At 66.8% G+C, this 22691-nt stretch carries 24 protein-coding genes and 1 tRNA gene; 13 read left to right on the plus strand and 12 right to left on the minus strand.

The window, feature by feature from the left end; genetic code table 11:
- The first annotated feature begins 129 nt into the window (after positions 1-129).
- Complete coding sequence (locus tag GGR40_RS13735; RefSeq protein ID WP_429276816.1) at positions 130-558, plus strand: hypothetical protein; 429 nt, start codon at positions 130-132, stop codon at positions 556-558.
- Positions 559-738: 180 nt separating this feature from the next.
- Here the strand turns inward: GGR40_RS13735 and GGR40_RS13740 are convergent, their stop codons facing one another.
- Positions 739-1200, minus strand: coding sequence for a hypothetical protein (locus tag GGR40_RS13740; RefSeq protein ID WP_429276817.1), 462 nt, complete (start codon positions 1198-1200; stop codon positions 739-741).
- A 74-nt stretch (positions 1201-1274) separates the two neighbouring features.
- On the opposite strand from GGR40_RS13740, the gene GGR40_RS13745 reads away from it, so the two are divergent.
- Positions 1275-1571 carry a hypothetical protein gene (locus GGR40_RS13745; RefSeq protein WP_429276818.1) on the plus strand — a complete coding sequence of 99 codons (297 nt, stop codon included), beginning with the start codon at positions 1275-1277 and terminating at the stop codon, positions 1569-1571.
- Complete coding sequence (locus GGR40_RS13750; RefSeq protein WP_429276819.1) at positions 1568-3355, plus strand: hypothetical protein; 1788 nt, start codon at positions 1568-1570, stop codon at positions 3353-3355. The genes GGR40_RS13745 and GGR40_RS13750 overlap by 4 nt, the downstream gene beginning before the upstream one ends.
- 3 nt (positions 3356-3358) lie before the next feature.
- Here the strand turns inward: GGR40_RS13750 and GGR40_RS13755 are convergent, their stop codons facing one another.
- The 3 genes from GGR40_RS13755 to thrS are packed head-to-tail and all read right to left on the minus strand — an operon-like array spanning position 3359 to position 6458.
- Positions 3359-4036: a spermidine synthase gene (locus GGR40_RS13755; RefSeq protein WP_429276820.1), complete on the minus strand. Its 678-nt coding sequence runs from the start codon at positions 4034-4036 to the stop codon at positions 3359-3361.
- Positions 4033-4470: an acetyltransferase gene (locus GGR40_RS13760; RefSeq protein ID WP_429276821.1), complete on the minus strand. Its 438-nt coding sequence runs from the start codon at positions 4468-4470 to the stop codon at positions 4033-4035. The genes GGR40_RS13755 and GGR40_RS13760 overlap by 4 nt, the downstream gene beginning before the upstream one ends.
- Positions 4467-6458 carry a threonine--tRNA ligase gene (gene thrS / locus GGR40_RS13765; RefSeq protein WP_429276822.1) on the minus strand — a complete coding sequence of 664 codons (1992 nt, stop codon included), beginning with the start codon at positions 6456-6458 and terminating at the stop codon, positions 4467-4469. Before thrS ends, GGR40_RS13760 begins: the two co-directional genes overlap by 4 nt.
- Before the next feature lie 384 nt (positions 6459-6842).
- Here thrS and GGR40_RS13770 point away from each other — a divergent pair, with 384 nt between their 5' ends.
- From GGR40_RS13770 to GGR40_RS13780, 3 genes are read left to right on the plus strand one after another with little or no spacing between them, the layout of a single operon-like run.
- Entirely contained in the window at positions 6843-7271 is a 429-nt protein-coding gene (locus GGR40_RS13770; protein ID WP_429276823.1) for a hypothetical protein, read from the plus strand.
- On the plus strand, positions 7268-7462 hold the full coding sequence (locus GGR40_RS13775; protein WP_429276824.1) for a helix-turn-helix transcriptional regulator: 195 nt from the start codon (positions 7268-7270) through the stop codon (positions 7460-7462). Before GGR40_RS13770 ends, GGR40_RS13775 begins: the two co-directional genes overlap by 4 nt.
- A 50-nt stretch (positions 7463-7512) precedes the next feature.
- Positions 7513-7659 carry a hypothetical protein gene (locus tag GGR40_RS13780; RefSeq protein ID WP_429276825.1) on the plus strand — a complete coding sequence of 49 codons (147 nt, stop codon included), beginning with the start codon at positions 7513-7515 and terminating at the stop codon, positions 7657-7659.
- A gap of 3 nt (positions 7660-7662) precedes the next feature.
- Here GGR40_RS13780 and GGR40_RS13785 read toward each other — a convergent pair whose 3' ends face one another.
- Positions 7663-8997: a glycosyl transferase gene (locus tag GGR40_RS13785; protein ID WP_429276826.1), complete on the minus strand. Its 1335-nt coding sequence runs from the start codon at positions 8995-8997 to the stop codon at positions 7663-7665.
- A gap of 158 nt (positions 8998-9155) precedes the next feature.
- Between GGR40_RS13785 and GGR40_RS13790 the strand changes: the two genes are divergently transcribed.
- The 4 genes from GGR40_RS13790 to GGR40_RS13805 all read left to right on the plus strand — a co-directional run bounded on the left by GGR40_RS13790 (position 9156) and on the right by GGR40_RS13805 (position 13150).
- On the plus strand, positions 9156-9944 hold the full coding sequence (locus tag GGR40_RS13790; protein ID WP_429276827.1) for an alpha/beta hydrolase: 789 nt from the start codon (positions 9156-9158) through the stop codon (positions 9942-9944).
- A 6-nt stretch (positions 9945-9950) separates the two neighbouring features.
- Entirely contained in the window at positions 9951-10835 is an 885-nt protein-coding gene (locus tag GGR40_RS13795; protein ID WP_429276828.1) for a tetratricopeptide repeat protein, read from the plus strand.
- Between the two features lie 10 nt (positions 10836-10845).
- Positions 10846-11835, plus strand: a complete 990-nt coding sequence (locus GGR40_RS13800; protein ID WP_429276829.1) for an LLM class flavin-dependent oxidoreductase — start codon at positions 10846-10848, stop codon at positions 11833-11835.
- Positions 11836-11923: 88 nt separating this feature from the next.
- Entirely contained in the window at positions 11924-13150 is a 1227-nt protein-coding gene (locus GGR40_RS13805; protein ID WP_429276830.1) for an NAD(P)/FAD-dependent oxidoreductase, read from the plus strand.
- A gap of 18 nt (positions 13151-13168) precedes the next feature.
- Here GGR40_RS13805 and queG read toward each other — a convergent pair whose 3' ends face one another.
- Complete coding sequence (gene queG, locus GGR40_RS13810) at positions 13169-14215, minus strand: tRNA epoxyqueuosine(34) reductase QueG (protein ID WP_429276831.1); 1047 nt, start codon at positions 14213-14215, stop codon at positions 13169-13171.
- A 79-nt stretch (positions 14216-14294) separates the two neighbouring features.
- Between queG and GGR40_RS13815 the strand changes: the two genes are divergently transcribed.
- Positions 14295-15287, plus strand: coding sequence for an ABC transporter ATP-binding protein (locus GGR40_RS13815; RefSeq protein ID WP_429276832.1), 993 nt, complete (start codon positions 14295-14297; stop codon positions 15285-15287).
- Positions 15284-16477, plus strand: a complete 1194-nt coding sequence (locus GGR40_RS13820) for an ABC transporter permease (RefSeq protein WP_429276833.1) — start codon at positions 15284-15286, stop codon at positions 16475-16477. The genes GGR40_RS13815 and GGR40_RS13820 overlap by 4 nt, the downstream gene beginning before the upstream one ends.
- A gap of 55 nt (positions 16478-16532) precedes the next feature.
- Here the strand turns inward: GGR40_RS13820 and GGR40_RS13825 are convergent, their stop codons facing one another.
- The 3 genes from GGR40_RS13825 to GGR40_RS13835 all read right to left on the minus strand — a co-directional run bounded on the left by GGR40_RS13825 (position 16533) and on the right by GGR40_RS13835 (position 17778).
- Positions 16533-17180, minus strand: a complete 648-nt coding sequence (locus GGR40_RS13825) for a PilZ domain-containing protein (protein ID WP_429276834.1) — start codon at positions 17178-17180, stop codon at positions 16533-16535.
- 177 nt (positions 17181-17357) lie between these two features.
- Positions 17358-17441: transfer RNA gene (locus tag GGR40_RS13830), tRNA-Leu, on the minus strand.
- Between the two features lie 55 nt (positions 17442-17496).
- On the minus strand, positions 17497-17778 hold the full coding sequence (locus GGR40_RS13835) for an integration host factor subunit beta (protein WP_429276835.1): 282 nt from the start codon (positions 17776-17778) through the stop codon (positions 17497-17499).
- Positions 17779-18085: 307 nt separating this feature from the next.
- Here GGR40_RS13835 and GGR40_RS13840 point away from each other — a divergent pair, with 307 nt between their 5' ends.
- Entirely contained in the window at positions 18086-19741 is a 1656-nt protein-coding gene (locus GGR40_RS13840; protein WP_429276836.1) for a peptide MFS transporter, read from the plus strand.
- 258 nt (positions 19742-19999) lie between these two features.
- Here GGR40_RS13840 and dxs read toward each other — a convergent pair whose 3' ends face one another.
- The 3 genes from dxs to GGR40_RS13855 form a co-directional block, all read right to left on the minus strand.
- A complete protein-coding gene (dxs, locus tag GGR40_RS13845; RefSeq protein ID WP_429276837.1) occupies positions 20000-21922 on the minus strand; it encodes a 1-deoxy-D-xylulose-5-phosphate synthase in 1923 nt (640 codons plus the stop codon).
- A 79-nt stretch (positions 21923-22001) separates the two neighbouring features.
- Positions 22002-22472 (minus strand): Fur family transcriptional regulator, encoded by a 471-nt coding sequence (locus GGR40_RS13850; protein WP_429276838.1) that lies wholly within the window; start codon positions 22470-22472, stop codon positions 22002-22004.
- Between the two features lie 57 nt (positions 22473-22529).
- Positions 22530-22679 carry a hypothetical protein gene (locus tag GGR40_RS13855; protein WP_429276839.1) on the minus strand — a complete coding sequence of 50 codons (150 nt, stop codon included), beginning with the start codon at positions 22677-22679 and terminating at the stop codon, positions 22530-22532.
- Positions 22680-22691 lie beyond the last annotated feature (12 nt).

The raw sequence follows: 22691 nt of genomic DNA on the forward strand, positions 1-22691 counted from the left end.
CCCGAAGATGATCGTGGCGATGAGAGGCTGAACCCAAGGAGCCTACGTGCGCCTGCTAATCAAAAACAAACAACGCGTTCTCACACAGCCTCGGTGGAAAGCTGCCGCCGTGGAGCATAGGATATTTGTATGAAGCTCCTGACATATGTCTTTGCCTTCAGCGCCGCGACCACCATCTGCTCGCCAACGCGGGCGGAAGAAATTAATGAGCAAGCGCTTTCAGACGGTTGCGGTGACCTTGTGGTGGTCGGGCGAGTGCAGAACGGGGATTGGACCCGTGTCGATGATCCAGAAGACATCATAGGCCATGGATGGCTCGAAGCCACCTTGAAGGTGCGTAAGCTGATTGCCGGGAAGCTTGAGACGAAGTCGATCCCCGTGTCGTACTATGCCCACACCTACATGCGCGAAGATCGTGATTTTTTGTTCGTACTCGGCAAGGACGAAAATAGTGGGTGGCAGATCAAAACGGGCCGGCTAATGTCTGCCCATCCTCGCTTGAAGCGGCGCTGTGATCAAATGACAGCAGTAGGGCGTAACTCGTCCGTTCAGCATTAGCAGGAAACGAAAAAGCGATTCATGCAGGGACGCGACGGTGTCGGGCTTGCGGCGGCGCTTCCTCTTCGGCGCAGATCCCTCTGCGCCGTCGCGGCTCTGCGTGAACCCTGTTTTCTGTCCCATCTCTGGAGGCGAGCGTCCGTGGTACGTCAGCGGCAGTTTGCGCCGCCCCCACAGCCCTCACCGCTCGGTGGCGGAAACCTGCACGATCAACACTTTGTTAATGGTCGGGTCGATCCGCTTCACCGGAGCCTCAATCATTTCGGCCAGCCTTGCTACGTCCACTGGCGCGAAGCGCGAGGCACGCAGGGATGCGAACTCGATCGCGGCGGGAAGGGCGGCGGCGCGCAGTTCGGGCATGCGCTTGCCGATGGCGGCGGCATCGTCGCCGGACTTCGCCTGCACCGTGACGAGCACGTGAAGCACGCCGTCCATCCGGCCACCATCGACGATGGGGGCGTCGATCTGCTCCATCGCCAGGAACGATGCGTCGGGCGGCGGCAGTTCCACGGCCTTGCGCGCGTCGGTGTTGGCGGGCAACGCGGGGGCGGCCCAGGCCAGTGGCAGAAGCGCGGCCATGCCGGCGCGGGCCACTTTGACGCAGCCCGTTCTGGCGGGGGTCGTTCGGCTGGGGGATTGCATGCGATCTCCGATGGGCGGCCCGCCCGAGGTTCGCTCTTCCTATAATAGGATGAAAGTTAAGGAGTTGTTGAGCAATGAGCAGCGATCGGCGTCCCGCAAAGGTGCGGGTCGTCTCTTCCGAAGCGGGGGCCGAAGGCGACGTCGGGCTGGCACCTGCGCCCGGTACGCCCGCGCGTCGCCGGGGTGACAGGCCGCAGGAAGACGCATTGGCGGACGCCGGGACCGGGGGAGCGAATGCTTCCGCCGAGACGTCACCACAGGGGGGCAGCATCGCCTGGGCTCTCGGTGCGATCGTGCTGTTCCTGATCGGCTGTGCGGTGGGCGGCGGGCTATTGATGCTGTCCGGCCTTGTCTCGGTGACCGACCTGTGACGCGATCCCGGTATCCCGCGCGTGTGGCGCTGGCCCTTGGCGCGGCGTTGCTTTGCGGGACGACCGCGGCGCCCCCGCTGCCGTATGGCGCCATGGGCCCTGTCGTCGGCGCGCGGTTGCCGGGCTTTGCAGCGGAACTGGCGCAGCGCCCGTCGCTGACAGGGCCGTCGGCGTGGATCGCCATTCCCGAAAGGAAGGCATGGGACCGGTTGACCACCGCCGCATCCGCCGAACGGCAGGCGGCGCGCTGGGACTATGCCCGCAGCCTGATCGCCGGGGAACGCGGGCCGGAGGCATTGGGCGTGCTGCAGGTCATGCGGCAGGACGACCCGGACCTTGGCATGGTCGATGCGTGGCGGCTGGCCCATGGCGCGGCGCTGGCGCTGTCGGGGCGCTCTGCTGACGCAGTGGCCGAACTGGACATGCCGGGCCTGCGCGCCAACCCGGAGGCATGCCTGTGGCGGCTGCGCGCGCTGGCGGAATCCGGGCTTGCCGAACAGGCGTTGCAGCAGCTTGCCTGCGCCGGGCCTGCCCTGTCCGCCCCCCGCGCGGCGCCCTTCGTGCTGGCCGCCGCCCGCGCCGGGGTAGAGGCGAAGGGCGAAGCCGCCGCGCCCGACAAGGCGCTGCACTGGCTGTCGTGGCTGCCGGACCGCGATCCCGCCGCCAACCTCCTGCGCGGTCGGGCGGAGCAGGCGCTGGGCCATGCAGATCAGGCGCGCCTGCGCTTTGCCCGGGTGGAGCAGTCAGGCAACGCGCCGCAGCGAATGGACGCGCGGCTGTCGCAGGTCGAAGGCAAGATTGCGCGCAAGGCCATCGCTCCGCAGGCGGCGCTGAAGGAGCTGGACGCGATCCGCTATTCATGGCGCGGCGATGCGATCGAGGAACGCGCGCTGCGGCTGGCCTATTCCATCGCCGATGCGCGCGGCGATCTGGCAGAGACGCTTTCGGCAGGCGCGGCGCTGGTGCGTTATCACGATGCGGCGGCGCAGCAGCCCGAACTGCTGGCGGGCTTGCGGGCTAAGCTCTCCGAAGCGCTGGACCCGGCGCGCAAGCTGCCGCTGGACAAGGCGGCGGGGCTGTATTGGGATTATCGCGATATCGCGCCTTCCGGGGCGGAAGGCGACCTGATGGCCAGCCGTCTGGCCGGGCGGTTGCAGCAGGCCGGGCTTTACGAACGCGCGGCCGACCTGCTGTCGTACCAGCTGATGCAACGCGCGGGCGATCTGGCGCGCGGGCCGCTTTCGGCGCGGGTGGCGGGGCTGTATATCCTTGCCGGGCGGCCCGAGCGGGCCTTGCGGACCTTGCGCGAAACCGACGATCCGGGACTGCCCGATGCGATGCTGACCGAACGCAAGCGAGTGGAAGCCGCCGCGCTGGTACAGGTCGGGCGGCCGGACGAGGCGATGGCGGTGCTGCAGGATCTGCCCGGCTCCGCCCCGCTGCAGGCCGAAGTGCTGTGGCAGAAGCGCGACTGGGCGCGGTATGCCGACGCTTCAGCCGCCGCGCTGCCGACCGGGCGGACGCTGGACCCGGTGGCGCAGGCGCAGGTTCTGCGCCACGCCATTTCGCAGGCGATGCTCGGGCGCGAGGATGCGCTGGGCCGACTGCACGCACGCTATGCCGGTGCGTTCAGGGGGCTGGCGTCCGCCCCGGTTTTCGAGATGCTGACCGGCACTGCCGGCGCAGTCGATCCCGGCAAGCTGGCGCAGGCGATGGCGGCGATCCCCTCCGCCAGTCCGGCGGGCGATTTTGCCGACCTGCTGGCGGCGGGGAAGGCGCCGTAAGCGTCACTCGCTCTTGGAGGCGAACCAGATGACGTGCTTGGGCCCCTTGCCGTTGCTGCGGGCGTGGACCTTCACTTCGTCCACCGCCAGGCTGGCGCGTTCGAGGCGGCGGGTGAAGGACGGGTCCGGGCCGGCGGACCAGATCGCCAGCACGCCATCGGGCCTCAGGGCGCGATAGGCGGCGCGCAGGCCGACCTTGGAATAGATGACGTTGTTGTCTTCGCGCACCAGCCCGTCCGGGCCGTTGTCGACGTCGAGCAGGATCGCATCGTAATCGCCGTGGGCGTCGAGGATCGCCTGTGCCACATCGCCCATCACCAGATTGACGCGTGGGTCTTCCAGATGATCCTGCGTCAGGTGCGCCATCGGCCCGCGCGCCCACTGGATGATTTCGGGTACCAGTTCGACCACGGTGATCTGCGCATCGGCAGGCAGCACCCGCAGCGCGGCGCGCAGGGTGAAGCCCATGCCGTAGCCGCCGATCAGGAAATGCGGGCGCTTGGACGAACCCTTGATCCGGTCGTAGGCCATCGTCGCCAGCGCCTCTTCAGAGCCCCACTTGCGCGTGCTCATCAGCTCGTTGTGGCCGATGACGATCATGAAGTCCTTGTCGTGGCGGAACAGTTCCAGTTTCTCGCCGTCCGGAATCCAAGCCGTATCTAGGAGTTCGCGCTGGATCATGATGGCTTTCCGTATTGCAGATGGATGATGGGGTAAGGCCGCCCTTCGCCGTCACGCTCGGAGCGACCGGTGCGCACGAAGCCGCGCGCCTCGTAGAAGGGCAAGGCGTTGTCGGCCTGTTCGTTGGCATCGACGCGCGGCGCCGGGTGAAGGTCCAGCGCATGGGCGACCAGTGCAGAGCCGAAGCCATGGCCATGGACGGCGGGATCGACGAACAAGGCCTCTATCATGCCGTCGATGAAGATCATGAAGCCCTGCGGCACGCCGTGGTCGTCATCGACGATCCACAGCGGCACCTGGGGCAGCATCGCTTCCACGGCGGCGGCGATCTCCACGCGGTCGGCGCTCAGGAGAAAGCCGTGAGTGGCCTCCACCGCCGCGCGCCATATCGCGAAGGCGCGCGGTGCGTCGGCGGGGCCACCCGGCCGGATCACTTGAGGTCCGGCGCGGTGGCCTCGTCCTTCAGAAGCGCGATGGCCTCGTCCAGGGTTATGACCTTCTGGTGCTCTGCGCCCAGCGTGCGCAGGGCAACGGTGCCTTCATCCGCCTCGCGCTTGCCGACGACGAGGAGGTGCGGAACCTTCTTGAGCGAGTGTTCGCGCACCTTGTAGTTGATCTTCTGGTTGCGCAGGTCGGTTTCCACGCGCACGCCCGCAGCCTTCAGCTTCGCAGCGACTTCGGCGGCATAGTCGTCGGCGTCGGACACGATGGTGGCGACCACGGCCTGCACCGGGGCCAGCCACACCGGCAACTTGCCCGCGAAGTGCTCGATCAGGATGCCGATGAAGCGTTCATACGACCCGAAGATCGCGCGGTGCAGCATGACCGGGCGGTGCTTCTCGCCGTCCTCGCCGATGTAATGCGCGTCGAGGCGTTCGGGCAGCATGCGGTCGGACTGGATCGTGCCGACCTGCCAGGTGCGGCCGATCGCGTCGGTCAGGTGCCATTCCAGCTTGGGGGCATAGAACGCGCCCTCGCCGGGGAGTTCCTCCCAGCCGTAATCCTCGGTGGCAAGACCGGCGCGGATCACCGCGTCGCGCAGTTCGGCTTCGGCCTTGTCCCACTGTTCGTCGGTGCCGATGCGGTTGTCCGGGCGCAGCGCCAGCTTGATTGCATACGTAAAACCGAAGTCCTTGTAGACCTTGTCCGCCATTTCGCAGAAGGCCTGCACTTCGCCCACGATCTGGTCTTCGCGGCAGAAGATGTGGCCGTCATCCTGCGTGAACTGGCGCACGCGCATCAACCCGTGCAGCGCGCCGTGCGGCTCGTTGCGGTGGCAGCAGCCGTTCTCGACGATGCGCAGCGGCAAGTCGCGGTAAGACTTGATGCCCTGCTTGAAGATCAGGACGTGCGCGGGGCAGTTCATCGGCTTCAAGGCCATCCACTGCGCGTCGTCCGAGATGATCGGCCCATCGTCCTCGGTGTTGGGAACCTCGTCGGGGATGACGAACATGTTCTCGCGGTACTTGCCCCAGTGGCCGGACTGCTCCCACTGGCGCGCGTCCATGACCTGCGGGGTCTTCACTTCCTTGCAGTCGGCGGCGCTGATGGCGCGGCGCATGTAATCTTCAAGCGCGCGATAGATCACGTAGCCCTTGGGGTGCCAGAACACCGATCCGTGCGCTTCGTGCTGGAGGTGGAACAGGTCCATCTCGCCCCCCAGCTTGCGGTGGTCGCGCTTGGCGGCTTCCTCAAGACGCGTGAGGTGTTCGGCCAGCTGCTTCTTGTTGAGCCAGCCGGTGCCGTAGATGCGCGAAAGCATCGCGTTGTTCTGGTCGCCGCGCCAGTATGCGCCCGACACGCGCGTCAGCTTGAAGGCGGCCGGGTCCAGCTTGCCGGTGGAGGGCAGGTGCGGGCCACGGCACATGTCCAGCCAGTCGTCGCCCGACCAGTAGACCGTCAGCGGCTCGTCGCCGGGCAGTTCGGCGGCCCATTCGGCCTTGAAGCTCTCGCCCTGCTGCTTCCAGCGGCTGATGAGCTGTTCGCGGGTCCATTCCTCGCGGCGCAGCGGCTTGTTCGCGGCGATGATCCGGCGCATCTCCGCCTCGATCGCGGGCAGGTCTTCGTCGGTGAACGGGCGGTCCTTCGGCGCGAAATCGTAATAGAACCCGTCGTCCGTCGAAGGGCCGAAAGTGATCTGCGTGCCGGGGAACAGCGCCTGCACCGCTTCGGCCAGGATGTGCGCGAAGTCGTGGCGGGCAAGGTCGAGCGCGTCCGCCTCGTCGCGGCTGGTCACCAGCGCCAGCGCGGCGTCGCCGGTGAAGGGGCGCGACAGGTCCACCAGTTCGCCGTCGATCCGGGCGGCAAGGGCGGCCTTGGCAAGGCCGGGGCCGATGGCGGCGGCGACGTCCGCGGGGGTGGCGCCTTGCGGCATCTCGCGCACGGAACCGTCGGGCAGGCTGATCTTGAACATTTCGGACATGGACGAACTCGTTCTCTCGTTTGCCCCATGCGATACCAGAGCATGTGGGCGGGACATGTGCGCGCCATGGCACAGGCGCGGCTCCGGGTGAAGGTGCGGCGTCGGCGGAAATGGCTCTATTTCGAAAGGGAAGGCGCCGATCCCGTCCGAAACCCGGGGGTCGGCGGTTCGCGCGTTCAGCCCGCGACCGACCGTGCCCGGACGAGCCGGGTAGTCTGCGTAGTGAGGGCGATGCGCTTGGGCATGATCGCCATGTAGCGATTCGCACGCTCGATGCCAAGCGTCGGGCCCGATGACGCGGATGCTTGTCATTGTGTCAATGACGCTTGACTGCATGGTTCACCCATGACAAGTTAGCTTTACAACAAAGCAAGGAGGCTTGTCATGTTCAGCCGATCGTCGATGAAGAACCCCGCCTACCGCCGATATACCCGGCGGATGTTGCCGCTGAGCCTGCTGTACGTCGGCGCGATCATGCTGGCCTCGTGGCTGGTGCACGATCGGTCCACCATCAGCGCGGTTTCGGTGGGGCTGGCCCTGCTGCCCGGTCTTGCCATTCTGGGCTGGATCTGGGCGATGGCGCGCCTGCTGATCGAGCTGGACGACGAATTCCTGCGTCTGCTGGAAGTCCGCAAGTTCCTTGTCGCCACCGGCGTGACGCTTGCGGCCTGCAGCGTCTGGGGGCTGCTGGAAATCTACACCAATGTGCCCCGGTTGCCGGTGTTTCTGGTGTTCCCGCTCTGGGCGATGGGGCTTTTCGTGGGGATGCTGGTCAACCGGATCACGCTTGGCACCGCCGGGGCCTGCGCGTGAAGAACCGCCTCAAGGTGCTGCGCGCCGAACGGGGCTGGAGCCAGCAGGATCTTGCCGAACGGCTGGAAGTCTCGCGACAGAGCGTCAACGCGATCGAGACGGGGCGCTACGATCCTTCGCTGCCGCTGGCCTTCCGCATCGCCGACATCTTTGGTATGACCATCGAAGAGATCTTCCAAAGGGGCGAGTGATGGCTGGCGGGCCGTTGAAGCGTAGACGTGGGGCAAGGGTCGGCGTGGCGGTGGCCATAGCCGTTGCTGCCGCCGTGTCGCTGGGGCTGTTCCAGTCCTCTGCCGAGCCGGTCCCGTCGCGGGAGGAAACCGGTTTGAGCACGATCCGCGCCGACGGCAAGGTGATCCTGCGGGTGGTCGCGCCGTCCCTCTATTGAGCATCAGTGGACGGTGTGCCGCACCCGGCGCTCGCCCAGCCGGCCCAGCGCGGTCATCGCCAGCCAGCCCGCGGTCATGCAGACCCACGGCATCACCGGATAGTGAAAGCGCGACTGGCCGGAGAACACCAGGCAGATCAGCGTCGGATAAAGCGCGATGCCGTAAGGTAGCAGCCACCAGCCGATCCACCGCTGCCCATCACGCCGCCGCCGGGCGATCATGACGACGAACGCCGCCGCGAAGGCTGCCATCAGCAGCACGTAATATCCCTGATTGAGCACCCGCACGGCGCGATAGACGACCTCGAACCGCGCATAGCCGGGGGCACCGCCCTGATAGGCCCACTCGGCCTCGCCGTCGGGCAGCCACAGGCGCAGGAACTTCTTCGGTAGCAGTCCGGCGAAGCGGTCGGGGTGCTGGGTGATCCAGTCCATGCCCAGCCGCCGGGCTTCGGCGTCGCGCTGCACTTCGTCAAGGCCGGGGCGGGCCATCAGCGCCTTCACCACGGGGGCGTCGGGGGTGTAGTCGCCGGTCGCGGTGTCGTGGTTGCCGGTAAGCAGCGTATAGCCGCCGTTGGTGGATACGGCGACGACGTGGCCCAGTTGCACATAATTGCGCACCGTCCACGGCAGCACGGTCAACGCGGCAAGGGCCAGTACCAGCAGGCCTTCGCCCACCAGCCGGGGCACGCGCTGCCACACCTGGCCCATCCTCAGCCATTCGATGGCGAACAGCAGCGGCACCACCACCAGCGTCTGCGCCTTGACCAGTGTGGCCACGCCGAACAGGAACCCGGCGCTCACCAGATGCCAGCGGCTGGAGCGCGTCACGATCACCCAGCATCCGGCCATCAGCAGCGCGGTGTAGAAAACTTCGGTCAGCGCCAGCGGGACATAGCCGATGGCGTTGGGGTAGACCGCCAGCAGCAGCAGCCCGGCCCGCGCCGCGCCTTCGGAGCCGAACAGCCGCCGTCCCAGCACCAGCGTCATCGCCCCGATCAGCATGGCGCTGACAAGGTTGAACAGCCCCAGCGAAACCTGGCTCACGCCGAATTGCGCGAACACCAGCCCCAGCGCGATCGGCCAGCCCGCGGGCCAGAACGCGGTCGGCGCGCCCTGATTGTCGAGGTAGCCCTGTCCCGCTGCCAGACTGGCTGCGCGGGTGAAGTACCACTCCGCATCCGACGTCGGCACAACGTCGATCAGCAGCACGGCCACGCGCAGGGCGAAGTACAGCGCCCAGATGCCCAGCAGCACCGAGCGGTCGGTGGCGAACCATTCGAGGCGCAACGAAAGCCGCGACGGGCGGGTTGGGAAGTGAATGACCTTGGCGCTCATGAGGCCCTGCGGGTTAGGGAGGGGGACTTAAGATCGCATTACTGGCGGCGCGTCCAGCGGTTTTGCGGCTTGTGCTTCCGCCGCGCGGACATGATCCGGGTCGACGAATTTGCCGCAACGCCTTGCCCTGTGGCCCGGCGCTACCCACTAAGGGCAGCATGACGTCTACCAGCTATCTCGATCTTTCCGACGGGCGCTCCATCGCCTACCGCTTCACGCCCGGCGCCGCGGGGCACACGGGCCCTGTGATCGTCTTCCTGCCCGGCTACATGTCGGACATGGCCGGGTCGAAGGCCACCGCCCTGTTCGAGATGGCGCAGGCCAGCGGGTTGGCGTGCCTGCTGTTCGACTATTCCGGCTGCGGCCAGTCCCCCGGCGATTTCGCCGACGGCAGCCTGTCGCGCTGGGCGCAGGAAGTGCTGGCCCTTGTCGCCGCGCTGGAAACGGACGCGAAGATCGTGCTGGTCGGCTCGTCGATGGGTGGCTGGCTGATGCTGAAGGCCGGGCTGGCGCTGGGTGACAGGCTGGCAGGACTTGTCGGCATCGCCGCCGCGCCGGACTTCACCGAATGGGGCATCCCGCAGATGGACAAGGCCCTGCTGGCCGATGGGGAGACGATCTTCGAGGACAACCCCTACGGTCCCGAACCGACGCCCACCCATCCCGGTTTCTGGGCGGACGGGCAGGCCAGCCTGATGCTGGAAGGGCCGATCGCCATCGATGCGCCGGTGCGCCTGCTACACGGCCAGCGCGACACCGACGTGCCCTGGGAAATTGCGATGCAACTGGCCGAACGCCTGCGTTCAGCCGACGTGCAGGTCACGCTCATCAAGGACGGCGATCATCGCCTTTCGCGCGACGCCGACATTCGCCTGCTGCTGCGCACCGTCGCGGAGCTGGTGCTGCCACTGGCGGTAACGGACGCGCAGGCTTTGCCGGAGTCCTGATTGCCCATGTCCTCGCTGCTCCTCCTGCTCCCGCTGATGGCCCAGGTCGGTCCCGCATCGTCCCTGCCGAGCAACGCCAGCCGCTATGCGTCCCAGTTGCCGCTGGAGATCATCGAGAAGAAGGACAAGGAGGACCGCGACCGCCGCGCCCGTGAAGCGCAGACCGTGGCGATGCCATCCGGCAGCCGCAGCAGTGCCGGATGCATGAGCGCGGTGGAGGCGAACCCGGAAAAGTCCGCCGAGCTGGCCCGCAGCGCGTTGTCCGACGCCATTGGCCGCGAACGGGTGCGCGCCGGGCTATGCCTTGGCGTGGCGCTGAGCGACCTCGATCGCTGGGACGAAGCGCGCACCGCCTTCACCAACGCCCGCGACGCCGCCGACCCCGCCGACCATGCCAGCCGGGCGCGGCTGGGCGCGATGGCGGGCAACGCCGCTCTGGCCGCCGGGCAGGCGGGGCAGGCGCTGTCGCTGCTGGCTCCTGCGGCGACAGAGGCGAAGATCGTCGGCGATGCGGACCTTGTCGCCTCGATCGCGCTGGACCGCTCGCGCGCGCTGGTGGCGGTGAAGCAGCCGGACGAGGCCGCCAACGCCCTTGCCGAAGCGCGCGCCACGCAGCCGGACAATGCGCAGGCGTGGCTGCTTTCCGCCACGCTGTCGCGTCGTCAGGACAAGCTGGCGGTGGCGCAGACGCAGATCGAGAAAGCCGCCAGCCTTGCCCCGCAGGATCCCGAGATCGGGCTGGAAGCGGGCGTCATCGCGATGCTGTCCAACAACGAAGACGCCGCGCGGCGCAGCTGGGATTCGGTGGTGAAGACCGCGCCGTCCAGCGATGCTGCCGTCACGGCGAAGCAGTACCTCTCCCAGCTGGGATCCCCCGACCCGGCGAAATAAGGCTTTCCCCATGATCCCGCTTTCCGTTCTCGATCTCGTAACCGTCCGCGAAGACGGCACCGTCGGCCAGGCGCTCGACATTTCGGTGCGGACCGCGCAGGCCGCCGAACGGGCAGGCTACAAGCGGTACTGGGTGGCCGAGCATCACGGCATGGACGGGATCGCGGGCGGTGCGACCTCAGTGGTGCTGGCGCATCTGGGCAACGCCACATCGACCATCCGCATCGGTGCGGGCGGGATCATGCTGCCCAACCACACGCCTTACGTGATTGCAGAGCAGTTCGGCACGCTGGCCGCGCTGTTCCCAGGCCGCGTCGATCTCGGCCTTGGCCGCGCGCCCGGCGCTGACGGACGGCTGGCCCATGCCCTGCGCAAGGACATTCACGCCGCTTCCGAACGGTTTCCCAACGATGTGGTGGAACTGCGCGCCCGTTTTGCCGGGCAGGCGGCGGGCGGCGTCGCATCCCCGCAGGCGGACGGCGCCGATGTGGAAATGTGGATTCTCGGCTCAAGCCTGTTCGGCGCGCAGCTGGCGGCGATGCTGGGACTGCCCTACGCCTTCGCCTCGCACTTCGCCCCGGCCGCGCTGGACGATGCCGCGCGGATTTATCGCGAGCGGTTCGAGCCTTCGGAGTTCCTCGACAAGCCGCGCTTCATGGTCGGGGTCAACGTGGTCGCCGCCGACACGGACGAGGAAGCGCGCTATCTCTCCTCCTCCACCGACCAGAGCTTCGTGGCGCTGCGCTCGGGCAATCCGGGCCGGTTGAAGCCGCCGGTGCGCGATTACCGCGCCGGCCTGCCGGGTGCTGCGCGCGCCATGCTGGAGCAGGTCCGCGCCGTCAGCGCCATCGGTACCCCGCAGACGGTGCGGCGCGAACTGGAAGCTCTGGTCGAGCGGACCCAGGCCGACGAACTGATCGTCAGCATCGCCACTTACGACCCCGAAGCGCAGATACGGTCTCTGGAACTGACGATGGATGTGCTCAGGCAGCCGGCTTGACGAAGCGGGGTGCGATACCCCCTATCAAGGTAACTAGATTTCACCGTTCCCCATTGACCGCGCGGTTAAATTGCGGAACCCAAGCCGAATGGAAAAAGCAGACGTCGTCATCGTGGGAGCGGGTCATGGCGGTGCGCAGTGCGCGCTGGCCCTGCGCCAGAACGGGTTCGAGGGGACCATCACCGTCATCGGGCGCGAGCCGGAGCATCCTTACGAGCGGCCGCCGCTGTCTAAGGAATACTTCGCCCGCGAAAAAACCTTCGACCGGCTCTACATCCGCCCGCCGACTTTCTGGGCGGAAAAGGACGTGACGTTCAGGCTGTCCACCGAAGTGACAAAGGTGGACCCGGCGGCACGGGAACTGACGCTCTCCAACGGCAGCACCTTGGGCTATGGCAAGCTGGTCTGGGCGACGGGCGGCGATCCACGGCGCCTTTCATGCGGCGGGGCGGAACTGGCAGGCGTCCACGCCGTGCGCACGCGCGAGGACTGCGACACGCTGATGGCCGAAGTGGACGCGGGCACCAGGAACATCGTCGTCATCGGCGGCGGCTACATCGGGCTGGAAGCGGCGGCGGTGCTGTCGAAGATGGGGCTCAACGTGGTCCTCCTCGAAGCCCTGCCGCGCGTGCTGGCGCGCGTTGCCGGAGAGGAACTGTCCGCCTTCTACCAGAAGGAGCACCGCGACCACGGCGTCGACCTGCGCACCGGCGTGGCGGTCGAATGCCTCGAAGGTGACGGCCACCGCGTGACGGGCGTCAAGCTGGTCGACGGCGAGGTGATTCCGGCCGAAGCGGTGATCGTGGGCATCGGCATCGTGCCCGCCGTGGGCCCGCTGATCCTTGCAGGCGCATCCGGCGCCAATGGGGTGGACGTGGACGAATTCTGCCGCACCTCGCTTCCCGACATCTACGCCATCGGCGACTGCGCGGCCTTCGCCTGCGAATATGCGGGTGGCATCGTGATGCGCGTCGAATCGGTGCAGAACGCCAACGACATGGCGACCTGCGTGGCGAAGGCGATCTGCGGTGACGAAAAGCCCTACAAGGCGTTCCCGTGGTTCTGGTCCAACCAGTATGACCTCAAGCTCCAGACGGCAGGAATCAACGTCGGTTTCGACAAGACCGTGATCCGCGGCGACTTGGATGCGCGCAGTTTCTCGGTCGTGTACCTGAAGGACGGGCGCGTGGTGGCGCTGGACTGCGTGAATGCGGTGAAGGACTATGTGCAGGGTCGCAAGCTGGTGGAAGCGGGGGCGACGCCGGACGTGGAACGACTGGCCGACGCAACCGTGCCGCTGAAGGAACTGGTCTGAACCTGCCGTCGTCCCGGATCAGGTCTGGGACGATGGTATTTGCAACCTTGCCATCGCCCACCGGGCCGCGTCGGCGACGCCTTCGTCCGGGTCGGCCAGCAGCGGTTTCACCTGCTCCAGCAGCGCCGTGCGCCCGCTGTTTCCCGCCGCGTAGAGGCAGTTGCGCACGAACCGGTCGCGCCCGATCCGCTTGATCGGGCTGCCGGAGAACAGCTTGCGGAAACCGGCGTCGTCCAGAGTCAGCAGGTCCGCAAGGTCCGGCGCGGTCAGTTCGGCGCGGGGCAGGAACGCTTTCATCGTATGCGCCGTGGCCGCGAACTTGTTCCACGGGCATACGGCCAGACAGTCGTCGCAGCCGTAGATGCGGTTGCCAAGGCCGGCGCGCATGTCCTCGGGTACCGGGCCCTTGTGCTCGATGGTCAGGTAGCTGATGCAGCGCCGCGCATCGAGGCGATAGGGGGCTGGAAAGGCATCGGTCGGGCAGGCGTCCTGACAGGCGCGGCACGATCCGCAACGGTCCCGCGCCGGGGTGGAGAGCGGCAGGTCCAGCGTGGTGTAGATCTCGCCCAGAAACAGCCACGATCCATGCTCGCGGCTAACGACGTTGGTGTGCTTGCCCTGCCAGCCCAGCCCGGCGGCGGCGGCCAGCGGCTTTTCCATGACCGGGGCGGTATCGGTGAATACCTTTACACCCACTTCGCCCAGACCCTGCTTCGCCCCTTCGCTGACCATCCAGCGCGCAAGGTTCTTGAGCGCTTTCTTCACCGTGTCGTGATAATCGGCGCCTTGGGCATAGGTGGAGATACGGCCCACCTGCCCCTCGTCCGCCAGCCGCAGCGGGTCGGCGGCGGGGGCATAGCTCATCCCCAGCGCGATCACGCTGCGCGCCTCGGACCACAGCCCCTGTGGGCTGCGGCGGTGATGCGCACGTTCCTCCATCCAGCCCATGGTGCCGTGCATCCCCTCGGCCAGCCACGACTCGAGCCGCGCCGTCCGCGCCTCGTCGGGCAGGGCGGAGGCCACGCCGAACGCGCAAAAGCCGAGCGCGCGCGCCTCTGCCTCCACCGCTCCGGCAAAATCGCTTAGTGCGGTCTTAACCGGAGGTGCGCTATGAGGGGGGCAAGTGCTGGACCCTGGGGGTGTCATGGATGCGCAAGTAGGAGATCCTCGGTTGACCGGCAATGAGCGAAGCTTCGATCTGCCGCTGGCGATCGAGGCGAAAGGCCTCGTCAAGCGGTTCGACGGCACCGTGGCGGTCGATGGCGTCGACCTGACGGTGCCGCAGGGGTCGGTCTACGGCATCCTTGGTCCCAACGGCGCAGGCAAGACGACGACGCTGCGCATGCTGCTGGGCATCATCGAGCCCGATTCGGGCTATCGCCGGATCCTGGGAGCGGACAGGCCTCACGACGTCGCACACGCCATCGGCTATCTGCCAGAGGAACGCGGCCTCTACCCCTCCATGAAGGCCACCGAAGCGATCGCCTTTCTGGGCGCCTTGCGCGGACTGCCGCTGAAGGAAGGGCGCCGCCGCGCGCATGACCTGCTGGAGCGGCACGGACTGGGCTATGCGGCGGACAGGCAGATCCGCCAGCTGTCCAAGGGCATGGCGCAACAGGTGCAGATTCTGGGCACGCTGGTCCACCGCCCGCGGCTGGTCATCTTCGACGAGCCGTTTTCCGGGCTGGACGCGCTCAATCAGGGCAAGCTGGAAGCCATGATGCGCGGCCTTGCGGAAGAGGGAACGACCGTGATCTTCTCCACCCACGTCATCGCCCATGCCGAGCGGCTGTGCGACGAAGTGGCGATCATCGCCGGCGGCAGGGTGCCGTTCGCCGGGCCGGTGGATGTGGCGCGCGATCGCATTCCCGCGCAGGTGCGGCTGGAAACGCGCGAGGAGCAGGGGCTGTGGCGCACCGCCCTGCCCACCGACGCGCGGCGTGAAGGGCGCTTCTGGCGCTTCACCCTGCCGGACGAGGGGATCGAACCGCTGCTGCGCGCGCTGATCGCGGGCGAGGCGGGCATCCTCTCGCTGTCCATAGAGCGCGCGGGGCTGCACGATGCGTTCGTTGCCATCGCCGGTGCGGCGGCGGCGCGCGCGCTGGAAGAGGAAAAGCCCGAGGAGGCGGCGCGATGAGCGGGCATCGGGGGCGCCTGTCGACGCTTTTAGCCGCATGGGTGGTGGCGCGCCGCGACTTCACGGCCATCCTGTTCTCGCGCACGTTCTTCTTCTTCCTGCTCGGCCCGCTGTTCCCGCTGATCGTCGGCGTGCTGGCCGGCAGCGTCGGCCAGCGGGTGGACCAGAGCGGGCAGGCGCCGTCGATCGGCATCGCCATGGCCCCGGCCGACACGGCGGCGATGATCGCGGCGCACGATGCGCTGGCGGAACGGCTGGGGCCGGGTCTGCCAGACATGAAGGCTCTGTCTGCCATGAAGTCCGGCACGAAAGGCGATGCCACGGCGATGCTGTCGGGTTCGCTCGAGGCGCCGGTGCTGTCCGGTCCTGCGGATCAGATCCGGGCGTGGCGCGGCGATGTGGCGATGATAGCGGCGCAGGCACGCGACGGAGCCTTGCGCAAATGGCCGGATGTCCGGCTGCGGGCCGACGCCGTGGTGCATGCCACTGACCGCCGCGCCCGGCTCAGGACCGCGCAAGCCGCGCAGACGCTGCTGTTCCTGCTGACGATGATGCTGGCGGGCATGGTCCTGTCCAACCTTGTCGAGGAAAAGGCCAACAAGATCATCGAAGTGCTGGCCGCCGCGATCCCGATGGAAGCAGTGTTCCTCGGCAAGCTCTTCGCGATGCTGGGCGTGTCGCTGGTAGGCATTGCGTCGTGGGGCGCGGTGGGCGGGCTGGTCTATCTGGGCGCGGGGTCGGCCATCCCGGACCTGCCCGAACCGGCGGTCGGGTGGCCGCTGCTGATCGGGCTGGGCGTGGTCTACTTTGCCATGGCCTACCTGCTGCTGGGGGCGGTGTTCCTCGGGATCGGATCGCTGGCGAACACCGTGCGCGAAGTGCAGACGCTTTCGATGCCGGTGACGATGATGCAGCTGATGCTGTTCTTCTTTGCGACTTACGCGATGACCCAGCCCGGCAGCGGCATAGAGCGGCTGGCGGTTATCCTGCCGTTCAGTTCGCCCTTCGCGATGCTGGCCCGCGCCGCGCAGAGCCCGGCGTTGTTGCCGCATGTCGTAGCGCTGGCATGGCAGGCGGCGTGGGTGCTGCTTCTGGTGCGCGCAGGGTCCGTGCTGTTCCGGCGCAAGGCGATGAAGTCGGGGCCGCAGAGTGGTTCCCGACGCTGGTGGAGGCGGGCGCGGCCTGCCTGAACCTTGAGCCTGACCCTCTGGCCTGAACCTTGAGCTTGAACCTTGAGCCTGAACCTCAGGCCTGATCCGTGCCCTGGCGCAGGCGGCCCGGCTGCATGCGGTAGGAACGAACCGCCAGTTCCTCCAGGCTCATCAGCTGGCGGAACACCAGGCCATAGGCCGGATGTTTGCGCCAGCACACGGTTGCCTCGAATTCGGGCAGGGCATCGGCTTCGATGCGCAGGTGCTGGCCGATGGCAAGGTGGCGGTCGATCTCGATCCCTGCGCCCTGCCGGGACAGGTCGCGCAGGCGCGCGACACAAGTCTCTCCCGCAACCGTGATCCGGGCGATGTCCTCAACCCCGATACGGATCGGGCGCTTTGGGTAGGGTCCGGCTTCGGCGATGAAGCCGTGCACGTCGATCGGCACGTCGAATCGGAAGCCCGCCTCTCCGGCGTTCTCCCAGACCTTTTCCACGCCCAGCCTTTGGCCTGCCACGCTCTCAAGCGCCAGACGCCGTTCCTGCGCCAGCGCGTGGAACAGGCGCAACCGCACGCCGGTTTCGGAAACGTCCCGCACAATGCAGAGATATTGGCCACGCAGCCCGATCAACTTCGCGGCGCGCAGCAGCAGCGCGAAGCGCGGGCTGGCTCGCTGCTCCCGTTCTCGCTGTTCTGCGTATGACCCGGACTGCCCGGCGGGCAGCGTCTCCTGGAAAGTCATGCGGCCGATACCCCTCGATACGCGCTCCGCGTCGTCGCGACGACACTATGGAACGGTCCTTAGTATAGATACCGAGTTTGAAGTTACCGCTTTCCAAACGCAATCGTTCGAAGCGAACAAAACCGCCAATCGACGCAATTTATTCGATTGCAGGATCACTATGCGTCGAACACGCGATGGTGCGGGCGGCGGGACTCGAACCCGCACTGGATACCCAAGCGGATTTTAAGTCCGCAGCGTCTACCATTCCGCCACGCCCGCATGATCGCGAATTGACGACGGCCCGGCGTCTAGCCGCCGCTGTCGCGCAGCGCAATCAGGTTACGTTGAGGCGGGCGCGCATTTCCTTGCCGGGCTTGAAATAAGGCACCCGCTTTTCTGGCACTTCCACGCTTTCGCCGGTGCGCGGATTGCGGCCCTTGCGGCCTTCGCGATGACGGGTGGAGAACGCGCCGAAGCCGCGCAGTTCCACGCGGCCGCCATCGGCAAGGCGCTGGCTGATCTCCTCGAAGAAGGTGTCCACCGCGCGCTCGACGTCTTCGGCACGCAGTTCCGGATTTTCCCGGCCCAGTATCTGCAGAAGTTCCGACCTGATCATCGCCAATGTCCCCCAAAAAATTCCTGGTACACCCGGCACAGCCGAAAAAATCGACGGTCTGCGCAGGAATCCGAATATTACGCGTGGCCGCCCCATGGCCGATTGCAAAAATGCCATCGGCAAGCGGTTTGCGCAACGCTTTCAAGCAGCAGCCCCAAAATCGGCCAATCTGTCGCGCAAGCGACACGCCCTGCGGGACAACGGCCCATTTACAGCGGGAAATCCGGCGCTAACCTTCGATCTTTCACCGGTCGCAAGGCCGGGAACAAGAAACAGACAGACACAGGGCGCGAAGGCAAAAAGCACCATGAAAGACATGTCACTCTGGACCGAAGGGGACTGGATCGGCGCGATCGGCGCGGTCTTCCTCTTCGCGGTGCTCGCCGTGGGCGGGATCATCGCCACCCGCAAGAGCGATGAATTCGCAGGACACCCGCGCGGCCTCTTCGTGCTGTTCTATGCCGAAATGTGGGAGCGTTTCTCCTACTACGGCATGCGCGCGCTGCTGATCCTGTACCTCGTCAAGTTCTGGCTGTTTTCCGATGGCCAGTCGAACCTGATCTACGGGGCTTACACCAGCCTCGTCTACATCACCCCGGTGCTGGGCGGCTACATCGCCGACCGCTGGCTGGGGCAGCGCAAGGCCGTGCTGTTCGGCGGCCTGGTGCTGGCGCTGGGCCACCTGTTCATGGCCTACGAAGGGATGCACGGCATCACCGACCCCGCCACCAAACAGGCCGATCCCGCGCTCAATGTGTTCTGGCTGGCGCTGGCGCTCATCATCGTGGGCTCGGGCTTCCTCAAGGCGAACATCTCGGTGATCGTCGGCCAACTCTACAAGATGACCGACACCCGCCGCGACGCCGCCTACACGATCTTCTACATGGGCGTTAACACCGGCGCGGCGCTGGGCACGATCCTGGTCGGCTACCTTGGCGAGACACTGGGCTGGTCATGGGGCTTCGGCCTTGCCGGCATCGGCATGCTGCTGGGTCTGGTCATCTTCGTGCTGGGCCGCCCGGCGCTGCAGGGCCGGGGCGAACCGCCAAAGCCGCTGGCGAAGAGGGGCGAGTTCACGCTCTACGGCGTCGGCCTCGCTTCGGTCGCGGTGATCTGGCTCCTGATCCAGTACGTCAGCGTGATCCAGAGCCTGCTGGTGGTTTCGGGCATCGCGATGCTGCTCTACACCCTCTACGAAGCGTTCAAGCTGCCCAAGGAAGCGCGTGAGCGCATCTTCGCGATCCTGTTCCTGATCGCGCTCAACCCGATCTTCTGGGGCCTGTTCGAGCAGGCGGGCGGTTCGCTCAGCCTCTATACCGACAAGTTCGTGGACCGCGGCGGGGTGCCGACCAGCCTGTTCCAGTCGATCAACCCGATCTACATCGTCGTATTCAGCCCGATCATCGCCGGTATCTGGACGGTGCTGGGCAAGAAGGGGCTGGAACCGAGCGCGCCCGCCAAGTTCGCACTGGCGCTGGCGCAGGTGGGCCTGGGCTTCCTCGTCTTCGTGTGGGGCGCGGGCACGGGCGATCCGGCGGTGATGACCTCGGTGCTGTTCGTGTTCCTGATCTATGCGCTGCACACCACTGGCGAACTGTGCCTGTCGCCCGTCGGCCTTTCCGCCATGACGCGACTGGCGCCGCTGCACCTTGGCAGCTTCATCATGGGCGCGTGGTTCTATATGACCGCGGTGGGCAACTTCGTGGCGGGCAAGATCGGCGAGGCGACCGGCGGCGAAAGCGGCACCATGGACAAGGCACTGACGCTGGCGATCTATGCGAAGATCGGCTGGATCACGCTGGGCGTCGCTGTGGTCGTCCTTGCGCTGTCGCCCATCGTGAGGCGCTGGATGCACCTCGACACGCTGAAGGATCGCGGCATGGACGCCGACCTTGCCGGACGCTCCGGCATCGGGCTGGAGGCGCAGGAGGCAGGCGTCCATCCGGCCATGAAGACCGACTGACAAAACCATGCGGCCCGGGCGATCCCCGGGCCGTTTTACAAGGTGCGCCGATGGCACCGGCCGATCCGGACTTGCCTGCTCACCAAGAAGTTTGATGCCCCGACCCACCCCGTCCGGGGCGCGGCGCTAGGGCACGGTTAGAAACGCTAGACCTCGATCGGCGCATGATCGCGCCGAGGGACCATGCGATGTCGCACGCGCCCCCTCTACTGCCACCGCGGGTGGCGCTCTTCGGTCAGGGAAGGCTTACGCGGGCCCTCAGGCCCGCGCTTCGTTCACGCCGGTGCTGTTGTGGCGCAGGGCCTTCAGCACGGTGTCGACGATCTGCGGGGCGTTAAGGCCGGCTTCGTCGTACTGCGCGTCGGGCTTGTCGTGGTCCTGGAACACGTCCGGCAGGCGCATGGTGCGGATCTTGAGGCCGGCGTCGGTCAGCCCCTCATCGCTCGCCATCGTCAGGACGTGAGCACCCAGGCCGCCGATCGAGCCTTCCTCCACCGTGACGACCACTTCGTGGCTCAGCATCAGGCGGCGGATCAGATCGGTGTCGAGAGGCTTGGCAAAGCGCAGGTCGGCCACGGTGGCGGACAGGCCCTTCGCCTCAAGCTGGTCGGCTGCCCTCAGCGCTTCGCCAAGGCGCGTGCCGAGCGAAAGCAGCGCCACCTTGGTGCCTTCACGCACTACGCGGCCCTTGCCGATTTCCAGCAGTTCGGGCGTTTCGGGCATGGCTACGCCGGTGCCGTTGCCGCGCGGATAGCGGAATGCGATCGGACCGGCGTCGTACTGTGCGGCGGTGTGGACCATGTGGACCAGTTCCGCCTCGTCCGCAGCGGCCATGACCACCATGTTGGGCAGCGTCGCCAGATAGGTCACGTCGAACGAACCGGCATGCGTCGCGCCGTCCGCCCCGACCAGGCCGGCGCGATCGATGGCGAAGCGGACCGGCAGGTTCTGGATCGCCACGTCGTGAACGACCTGATCGAACGCGCGCTGCAGGAAGGTGGAATAGATCGCGCAGAACGGGCGCATCCCCTGCGCGGCAAGGCCCGCCGCGAACGTCACGGCGTGCTGTTCGGCGATGCCGACGTCGAAGCTGCGTTCGGGGAAGGCCTGCGCGAACTTGTCCAGCCCGGTGCCTGACGGCATCGCGGCGGTGATGGCGCAGATCGTCGGGTCGTTCAGCGCCTCTGCATGGAGCGCTTTGGCGAAGACGCCGGTGTAGCTAGGCGGTCCGGCAGGCGCCTTGGCCTGTTCGCCGGTGACGATGTCGAACTTCTGGACGCCGTGATACTTGTCCGCCGCGTTCTCGGCCGGGGCATAGCCCTTGCCCTTCTGCGTCACGACGTGGACCAGGATCGGGCCTTCGCCGGCATCGCGCACGTTTTCCAGCACCGGGACCAGCGCGTCCAGATCATGGCCGTCGATCGGGCCGACGTAGTAGAAGCCCAGTTCCTCGAACAGGGTGCCGCCCATGGCCATGCCGCGCGCGAACTCGTCGGTCTTGCGGGCGGCCTGATGCAGCGGGCGGGGCAGGCGGCGGGCGAACTTGCGGGCCAGTTCGCGCAGGCCCAGGAACTTGCCGGAGGACACCAGCCGCGCAAGGTAGGCCGACAGGCCGCCCACTGGCGGCGCGATCGACATGTCGTTGTCGTTGAGGATGACGACGAGGCGGTTGCCGGCATCGCGCGCGTTGTTCATCGCCTCGTAGGCCATGCCCGCGCTCATCGCGCCGTCGCCGATCACCGCGATGCCGCGGCCCGGCTCACCCTTGATCTTGCTGCCGATGGCAAAGCCCAGCGCCGCCGAGATCGAAGTGGAACTGTGCGCCGTGCCGAATGGATCGTACTCGCTCTCCGAACGCTTGGTGAAGCCGGACAGGCCGCCGCCCTGGCGCAGCGTGCGGATGCGGTCGCGGCGCCCCGTGAGGATCTTGTGCGGATAGGCCTGATGGCCGACGTCCCAGATCAGGCGGTCTACCGGCGTGTCGAACACGTAATGGATCGCGACGGTCAGTTCGACGACGCCCAGCCCCGAGCCGAGGTGGCCGCCGGTCTGTCCCACGGCGGAGATCATCTCCGCACGCAGTTCGTCGGCGAGTTGGCGAAGTTGCGCAGGCTTGAGCGTGCGCAGTTGATCGGGCGTCGAAACGGTGTCGAGCAGAGGTGTGGCCGGATTGGCAGTCATCTTACGGCCCTACACCGTTGTTGCGGACCTGTCGATTGACGGGTTCTGCAATATCGCGCGTAATTTGCGTTCGCGTTTCTTAGCTGCAATCGGCGCAGATGCCGCGCAGTTCGACCACCGGGCGCACGTCCGCGAATCCCGCACCCTTGGCGGCGGCGATGAGGGCGCCGGTCAGCTTGTCGTCATCGATGTGCACCGCCTGTCCGCAACTGTCGCAGATCAGGAAGATGCAGTCGTGCTGGCATCCGGGATGGCTGTTGGCGACATAGGCGTTGGCGCTTTCCACCCGGCGCGCCAGGTTTGTCCGCACGAACAGGTCGAGGATGCGGTAGACGCTGTTGGGCGCCACGCGCTTTCCGCGCAGCGACGATACGCTCTCGGCAAGGTCGTAGGCGGAGGCCGGGCGTTCGCGTTCCGCCAGCGCGGAGAACACGTCGGCGCGCATGTCCGTCCACTGCTCTCCGGCTTCGACCAGAGCGGTGCGCGCGGCCGTTACAAGGCCGTCGCCGGAATGTTCGTGATGGTGATGTTTACCCGACATGCCCCTCATATGGGGCTTTGCGCGGGCCAGTGCAATTGGCGGCTTGCAGTACGCCGATCAGCGGTTTCAGTGGCTCTGCGCGGCCTGTGCCGGGGGGACCAGATCGTTCGACAACGGTGCGACGTGGCCGATCCCCATGGCGCCCATCACCAGCAACGCACCGCCGGCGAAGCCGAAGGCGAAGTAGCGGTAGAAGTCAGGCTTGAAGATACCCATCACGTTGCTTTC

This window comes from Novosphingobium gossypii, assembly GCF_050433305.1.
GTDB lineage: Bacteria > Pseudomonadota > Alphaproteobacteria > Sphingomonadales > Sphingomonadaceae > Novosphingobium > Novosphingobium gossypii.

Excerpts from the sequence above, each read along its gene's own strand:
- GGR40_RS13735 (WP_429276816.1), top strand. The coding sequence starts at position 130 with ATGAAGCTCCTGACATATGTCTTTGCCTTCAGCGCCGCGACCACCATC.
- GGR40_RS13740 (WP_429276817.1), bottom strand. The coding sequence starts at position 1,200 with ATGCAATCCCCCAGCCGAACGACCCCCGCCAGAACGGGCTGCGTCAAA.
- GGR40_RS13745 (WP_429276818.1), top strand. The coding sequence starts at position 1,275 with ATGAGCAGCGATCGGCGTCCCGCAAAGGTGCGGGTCGTCTCTTCCGAA.
- GGR40_RS13755 (WP_429276820.1), bottom strand. The coding sequence starts at position 4,036 with ATGATCCAGCGCGAACTCCTAGATACGGCTTGGATTCCGGACGGCGAG.
- thrS (WP_429276822.1), bottom strand. The coding sequence starts at position 6,458 with ATGTCCGAAATGTTCAAGATCAGCCTGCCCGACGGTTCCGTGCGCGAG.
- GGR40_RS13770 (WP_429276823.1), top strand. The coding sequence starts at position 6,843 with ATGTTCAGCCGATCGTCGATGAAGAACCCCGCCTACCGCCGATATACC.
- GGR40_RS13785 (WP_429276826.1), bottom strand. The coding sequence starts at position 8,997 with ATGAGCGCCAAGGTCATTCACTTCCCAACCCGCCCGTCGCGGCTTTCG.
- GGR40_RS13790 (WP_429276827.1), top strand. The coding sequence starts at position 9,156 with ATGACGTCTACCAGCTATCTCGATCTTTCCGACGGGCGCTCCATCGCC.
- GGR40_RS13795 (WP_429276828.1), top strand. The coding sequence starts at position 9,951 with ATGTCCTCGCTGCTCCTCCTGCTCCCGCTGATGGCCCAGGTCGGTCCC.
- GGR40_RS13800 (WP_429276829.1), top strand. The coding sequence starts at position 10,846 with ATGATCCCGCTTTCCGTTCTCGATCTCGTAACCGTCCGCGAAGACGGC.
- GGR40_RS13805 (WP_429276830.1), top strand. The coding sequence starts at position 11,924 with ATGGAAAAAGCAGACGTCGTCATCGTGGGAGCGGGTCATGGCGGTGCG.
- GGR40_RS13815 (WP_429276832.1), top strand. The coding sequence starts at position 14,295 with ATGGATGCGCAAGTAGGAGATCCTCGGTTGACCGGCAATGAGCGAAGC.
- GGR40_RS13820 (WP_429276833.1), top strand. The coding sequence starts at position 15,284 with ATGAGCGGGCATCGGGGGCGCCTGTCGACGCTTTTAGCCGCATGGGTG.
- GGR40_RS13825 (WP_429276834.1), bottom strand. The coding sequence starts at position 17,180 with ATGACTTTCCAGGAGACGCTGCCCGCCGGGCAGTCCGGGTCATACGCA.
- GGR40_RS13835 (WP_429276835.1), bottom strand. The coding sequence starts at position 17,778 with ATGATCAGGTCGGAACTTCTGCAGATACTGGGCCGGGAAAATCCGGAA.
- GGR40_RS13840 (WP_429276836.1), top strand. The coding sequence starts at position 18,086 with ATGAAAGACATGTCACTCTGGACCGAAGGGGACTGGATCGGCGCGATC.
- dxs (WP_429276837.1), bottom strand. The coding sequence starts at position 21,922 with ATGACTGCCAATCCGGCCACACCTCTGCTCGACACCGTTTCGACGCCC.
- GGR40_RS13850 (WP_429276838.1), bottom strand. The coding sequence starts at position 22,472 with ATGAGGGGCATGTCGGGTAAACATCACCATCACGAACATTCCGGCGAC.
- GGR40_RS13855 (WP_429276839.1), bottom strand. The coding sequence starts at position 22,679 with ATGGGTATCTTCAAGCCTGACTTCTACCGCTACTTCGCCTTCGGCTTC.